Origin of the sequence: Rhodoblastus sp. (assembly GCF_041915505.1) — a bacterium.
Taxonomy (GTDB): domain Bacteria; phylum Pseudomonadota; class Alphaproteobacteria; order Rhizobiales; family Beijerinckiaceae; genus Rhodoblastus.
The window spans coordinates 1-4,860 of the sequence record NZ_JAYSBG010000270.1 but is presented as its reverse complement, the minus strand read 5'-3'; the positions used below and the strand labels follow the sequence as shown (position 1 = coordinate 4,860).

The window sequence follows — 4,860 nt, the reverse complement described above, 5'->3', positions numbered from 1 at the left end:
GCGCAGGCGCAGCAGGGCGCGCCGCTCGGCAAGGCCGTGAACCAGATCGCCGCCGACGCGACGGCGCCGGCTTCTGCGAAAACGGCAACGGCGGCGACGCCCGCCGCGCCGCCCCCCGGCGCGCCCGACGCCACGACCACCATCGACGGCCATGTCTTGCCGCCCTTCCCGCAGAAATTCGGCGGCGATATCCAGCTCAACGCCGCCCAGTCCAAACCGTTTTGGCCCGCGCGCGTCGTCCCGCCCAAGGACGCCCCGAACATCCTGCTGATCCTGATCGACGACGAGGGCTTCGGCGCTCCCTCGACCTTCGGCGGCGTCATCCCGACGCCGGAGCTCGACAAGGTCGCCGCGGCGGGCCTGCGCTACACCAATTTTCACACGACCTCGCTCTGTTCACCGACCCGCGCGGCGCTGATCACCGGCCGCAACCATCATTCGGTCGGTTTCGGCGTGATTTCGGAGCAATCCACGGGCTTCCCCGGCTACAATTCGATCATCGGCAAGGACAGCGCCACCATCGGCCGCATCCTGCTCGAAAACGGCTATCGCACGTCCTGGTACGGCAAGGATCACAATGTGCCGACCTTCGCGGCGAGCCAGGCCGGGCCGTTCGACCAATGGCCGACTGGCATGGGCTTCCAGCATTTCTATGGTTTCGTCGGCGGCGATTCGAGCCAGTGGCAGCCCAATCTGTTTAACGACACCACGGCCATCTATCCCTATATCGGCCATCCGACCTGGAACCTGATTACAGCGATGGCGGACGACGCCATCCATTGGGTCAACCAGCTCAACGACATCGATCCGTCGATGCCCTTCCTGCTCTATTACGCGCCGGGCGCAACCCATGCGCCGCATCATCCGACGCCGGAATGGGTCGAGAAGGTCAGCGCGATGCATCTGTTCGACGACGGCTGGAACAAGCTGCGCGACACGATCTTCGCCAATCAGAAAAAACTCGGCGTTATTCCGCAGGACGCCAAGCTGACGCCCTGGCCGCACGATCTTCTCAAGAACTGGGACGAACTCACGGACGAGGAAAGGAAACTCTTCATCCGTCAGGCCGACGTCTATGCCGCCTATCTCGCTTATACCGATCACGAGATCGGCCGCGTGATCCAGGCGGTCAAGGATCTCGGCAAACTCGACAACACGCTGATCATCTATATCAATGGCGACAACGGCGCCTCGGCAGAAGGTTCGCCGAACGGCACGCCGAGCGAAATGATGGCCTTCAACGGCGTGACCTTGCCGGTGAAGGAACAGATGAAGTGGTATGACGTCTGGGGCACCGACCAGACTTATAATCACTATGCCGTGCCGTGGGCCTGGGCCTTCGACACGCCCTTCAAATGGACCAAGCAGATTCCGTCCTTCTTCGGCGGCACGCGCAATGGCGTCGTCGTGTCCTGGCCCGACCGAATCAAGGACAAGGGCGGCGTTCGTGACCAGTTCCATCATGTGATCGACGTCGTCCCGACCATTCTGGAGGCGACGGGCATTCCGGCGCCGAACATGGTCGACGGCATCGCCCAGAAGCCGATCGAAGGCGTCAGCATGGTCTATTCCTTCGACCAGGCGAATGCTCCCACGCCCCACAAGACGCAATATTTCGAAATGATGGGCGTACAGGGCCTCTATAACGACGGCTGGATGCTCAGCGCCGTGCCGAAGCGCCCGCCGTGGGAGCTGTTCGGAACGGCGATTCAGGACCCGGCGACGGCGTTCACCTTCGAACTTTACGACGTCCGCCACGACTGGACGCAAAACACCGACGTCGCCGCGCAAAATCCGCAGAAGGTCAAGGAAATGACCGATCAGATGTTTGGCGAATTCGCCAGATATCAGGTTCTGCCGCTCGACGCTTCGGTGGCGACCCGGCTGGTCGCGCCACGTCCGAATCTCACGGCCGGACGCAGGGTGTTCAATTATGGCGGCTTGCCGATGACCGGCCTGCCGACATCGGCGGCGCCGAACCTGCTCAACACCTCCTACACGATCACCGCCGAGGTCGACGTCCCGAAGGAAGCCGACGGCGTCGTGGTCAAGCAGGGCGGCCGGTTCGGCGGCTACGGCCTTTACTTCCTCAAGGGCAAGCCGACTTTCACCTGGAACCTGCTCGACCTGAAACGGGTGAAATGGCAGGGCCCCGACGCGCTCGCCCCCGGCAAGCACACAATCGTCTACGACTTCAAATATGACGGTCTCGGCTTCGCCACCCTGGCCTTCAACAACATCAGCGGCCTTGGGCGACCCGGCTCCGGGACGCTGAGCGTCGACGGAAAGATCGTCGCGACGCAGAAGTTGGACCGCACCATTCCCTTGACGCTGCCGGTCGATGAAACCTTCGACATCGGCTCGGCGACCGGCACGCCGGTCGACGATTCCGATTACCAGATTCCCTTCGCCTTCACCGGCAAGATCGACAAGCTGAATATCACCGTCGAGCCCCCCGTCCTGACCGAGGATGACAAGAAGAAGCTGCTCGAAGGCATGCAGGCGGCCCAGGACGCCAAATGAAATCTCGGCCTGTTGTCTCAACCCGGCGGCGCCTGAACGTCGCCGGGTCGGGGCGACGCGCCCGTTTCAGGCTCGGCTGACAAGGCCGGGCCGCACGCTTCCTTCGTCGGCGCCGGCGAGGTCGCCGATCGGCCTCTCGCAAGCCGTCGGCGCCGACGAAGGAAACCAGGCGCGCCCTCTCGTTCCGGTTTATGGTTCCCAGACAGATTTATGATTCCAAACAGATCCCGGCGCAGGCGGCAGGCATTTGCGTCGTTGGCTTTTTCCCGTCCCAAAGACGGCGCTTCATAGGGCAGGCTCACTCATGCTGACCAAACGCGATCTTCTCAAATCCGCCGCGACCTCGTCGCTGCTCGCCGCCGCGGGCGCGCCCTTCGCCCGCCGCGCCTTCGCCGAGGACGCCAAACCCGGCTTTTTCGCCGGCAAGGACATCGCTGACGAGGCCTTCATCTTCGGCCTGCCGATCGTGATGAATTACGGCGTCATGTACCAGATGGCGATCGACCGCGGCTCCAGCCAGTTCAAGGCGCCATTCAACGAGATCGCCAATTCCCACGAGGTCTTCACCTACAAGGACACGGCGGTCATCACGCCGAACAGCGACACGCCCTATTCGCTTCTGTTCATGGACCTGCGCGCGGAGCCATTGGTCCTCTCGGTTCCGGCCGTCGCCCCCAAGCGCTATTATTCGGTGCAACTGTTCGATTCCAGCACCTATAATTTCGGCTATATCGGCTCGCGCACGACCGGCAGCGAAGCCGGCGATTATCTCGTCGTCGGACCGGAGTGGAAGGGCGAGACGCCGAAGGGGATCAAGAAGATTTTCGTCGCCGGAAGCACGCTCGCCGGCGCGATCTATCGCACCCAGCTTTTCAACGCCGACGACATGCCCAACGTCATCAAGGTGCAGGAAGGCTACAAGGTCCGTCCGCTCTCCGCCTTTCTCGGCCAGCCCGCCCCGCCGGCCGCTCCGCCGATCGACTTCCCCAAGATCGACAAGGACTTGGTCAAGGGCAATTTCTTCGAATATCTCGATTTCATGCTGCAATTCATCCCGCCCGCCGCCAATGAGGCCGACATCCGCGCCAAAATGGCGCAGATCGGCGTCGGGCCGGGCAAGAGCTTCCAGTTCGACGCGCTGACCCTCGAACAGAAACTCGAAGTCGCGCGCGGCATGCAGCAGGGCGCCCGCAAGGTCGACGAGGCGCTCGCCGGCTTTGGCTCGAACATCAATTTCTGGCGCGTCGCCTCGGCCGGCGGCGATTCCGCCTTCTACAACGGCGACTGGCTCAAGCGCTCGGTCGTGGCCAAGGCCGGCATCTACGCCAATGATGCCGAAGAGGCGATGTATCCCCTCACCCACCACGACGGCGCCGGCGAACCGCTCGACGGTTCCGCCCATAATTACGAACTGACCTTCGCCGCCGACAGCCTGCCGCCGGTCAACGCCTTCTGGTCGGTGACCATGTATGACGGCAAGACCCAATTGCTGATCAAAAATCCCATCGACCGCTACCTGGTCAATTCGCCGATGCTGCCGAGCATGAAGCGCAACGCCGACGGTTCGCTGACGATCTATATCCAGAACGCCTCGCCGGGAGCCGACAAGGAGCCGAATTGGCTGCCGGCCCCGGCAGGCCCGATTTATCTGGTGATGCGGCTTTACTGGCCGAAGACGGCGCAGCCGTCGATCCTGCCGCCCGGCAAGGGCGAATGGAAGCCGCCGGCGGTGAAAAAGACGTCCTGATCGACCCGGAACGCTTGACGCGCGGCGTTTTGATCGGAGCCTTTATTGTCTCAAATATGCAACGGCGGCGCGAATTGAGAAACGCCGCCGTCAGGTAAAGATTTCAGGCCAGCGCGTCTTTTGCGATAAATGAGCGAATGAAAAAATGACCTTAAACTTGGGAGATCAGGGCGTGCGGAAGATTATTCTCGGCGGCGTGGGCCTGCTGGCCCTGAGCGCCATGTCCCCGGCGCCGGTCGTCGCAGCCGATCTGCCCTCGCTGAAGGAAGCCCCCGCGCCTGTCCCGGAACCGCCTCGCTGGCGCTTCGAAGCGACCATCAATGGTTGGGCCCCGGGTCTCATCACCAATATCGGCATACGCAATCTGCCGATTGCTTCGGTCGATGTCGGCTTTTTCACGCTGCTCCGACATCTCAACGGCGTGGTTCCGCTGACGGTCACGGCGCAAAACGATACGTTCCTGCTCGGCGTCGATCTGTACTGGACCGCCGTATCGGCAGGCGCGAGCTTCAAACACGCCGCTGGCCCATTCGGCGGCGTCACCGCCCATATGCGCCTCGACGAAACGATCCTGACTGGCTTCGCAGGCG

2 protein-coding genes and 1 pseudogene are annotated in these 4,860 nt (G+C 62.5%); all 3 read left to right on the top strand.

Going from position 1 to position 4,860, the window contains the following annotated elements; genetic code table 11:
* The first annotated feature begins 36 nt into the window (after positions 1-36).
* Positions 37-2,523, top strand: coding sequence for an arylsulfatase (locus ACE3S9_RS14835; protein ID WP_374547254.1), 2,487 nt, complete (start codon positions 37-39; stop codon positions 2,521-2,523).
* Between the two features lie 304 nt (positions 2,524-2,827).
* The gene (locus tag ACE3S9_RS14830; RefSeq protein ID WP_374547253.1) at positions 2,828-4,270 is read left to right on the top strand and encodes a DUF1254 domain-containing protein; all 1,443 of its coding nucleotides are present in this window, start codon (positions 2,828-2,830) and stop codon (positions 4,268-4,270) included.
* A gap of 172 nt (positions 4,271-4,442) precedes the next feature.
* A pseudogene (locus tag ACE3S9_RS14825) lies at positions 4,443-4,860 on the top strand (hypothetical protein); the annotation flags it as partial.

Coding starts and splice junctions, on each gene's coding strand:
- ACE3S9_RS14830 (WP_374547253.1), top strand. CDS start 2,828: ATGCTGACCAAACGCGATCTTCTCAAATCCGCCGCGACCTCGTCGCTG.